The sequence below is a fragment of the Ameyamaea chiangmaiensis genome, assembly GCF_013376175.1.
GTDB classification, from domain to species: Bacteria; Pseudomonadota; Alphaproteobacteria; order Acetobacterales; family Acetobacteraceae; genus Ameyamaea; species Ameyamaea chiangmaiensis.
This window is the reverse complement of sequence record NZ_JABXXR010000322.1, coordinates 1-1,017: the sequence shown is the minus strand read 5'-3', so window position 1 is coordinate 1,017 and position 1,017 is coordinate 1. Positions and strand designations below refer to the sequence as shown.

Below are 1,017 nucleotides of genomic sequence, written 5' to 3'. Positions count from 1 at the left end.
AACCGCCGTTTCGCCGCCCGCTGGGCGCAGGCGCACGACGGCGCGCTGGTGATGGCGCGGACCAGCAACGGCGGCTCCGGCGCGCAGGCGCGCTCCGTGCTGGAAGGGCAGCCCGCCGACGTGGTGACGCTGGGGCTGGGGTATGACATCGACATGCTGGCGCGGGCCGGGCTGGTCGCCCGCGACTGGCAGACGCGCCTGCCACACAACGCAACCCCGTTTACCAGCACGATCGTGTTTCTGGTCCGCAAGGGCAATCCGAAGGCGATCCGCGACTGGCCGGACCTGATCCGCCCCGACGTATCGGTCATCACACCCAATCCGAAGACCTCCGGCGGGGCGCGCTGGAACTATCTCGCCGCCTGGGGGTGGGCATTGCGCCAGCCCGGCGCGAGCGAGGCGTCGGCGCTGGCCTACATGCGGGCACTGTTCGCGCATGTGCCGGTTCTGGACACCGGCGCGCGCGGGGCGACCAACAGTTTCGTGCAGCGCCAGTTGGGCGATGTGTTGCTGGCCTGGGAAAACGAGGCCCTTCTGGCCGCCACCGACGTCGGGCCGGACGCGTTCGATCTCGTGCGTCCGTCGATCAGCGTTCTGGCCGAACCGCCCGTCGCCCTGATCGAGGGGCAGGCCCGCGCGCGCGGCACGCTCGACATCGCGCAGGCCTATCTGGCGTTCCTGTTCAGCCCCGAAGGACAGGACGTCGGCGCGCGGCATTTCTTCCGCCCGTCCGACCCCGCCGCAATGGCGCGCACCGCCAACCGCTTCGCGCCGATGGACCTGTTCGACATCGCCAGCCTCGGCGGCTGGTCGGTCGCGCAGAAAACCCATTTCGCCAGCGGCGGCACGTTCGACCGGATCTATTCTCCCCGATGAAGCGCCTCCTTCCCCATCGCGTCACCGCCCGTCGGCGCGACCCCCTGCCGGGCCTGGGCACCGGCCTGGGCGTGACCATCGCGTGGCTGGGGCTGCTGGTGGTGTTGCCGCTCGCCGCCCTGATCGTACGGCCGTGGCAGG

The 1,017-nt window shown here is 71.0% G+C and carries 1 protein-coding gene; it reads left to right on the top strand.

The window, feature by feature from the left end; translation table 11 throughout:
• Window positions 1–876, top strand: an 876-nt coding sequence (locus tag HUK82_RS16795; RefSeq protein ID WP_176614988.1) for a sulfate ABC transporter substrate-binding protein, incomplete at its 5' end; no start/stop codon positions are given.
• Window positions 877–1,017: the final 141 nt, after the last annotated feature.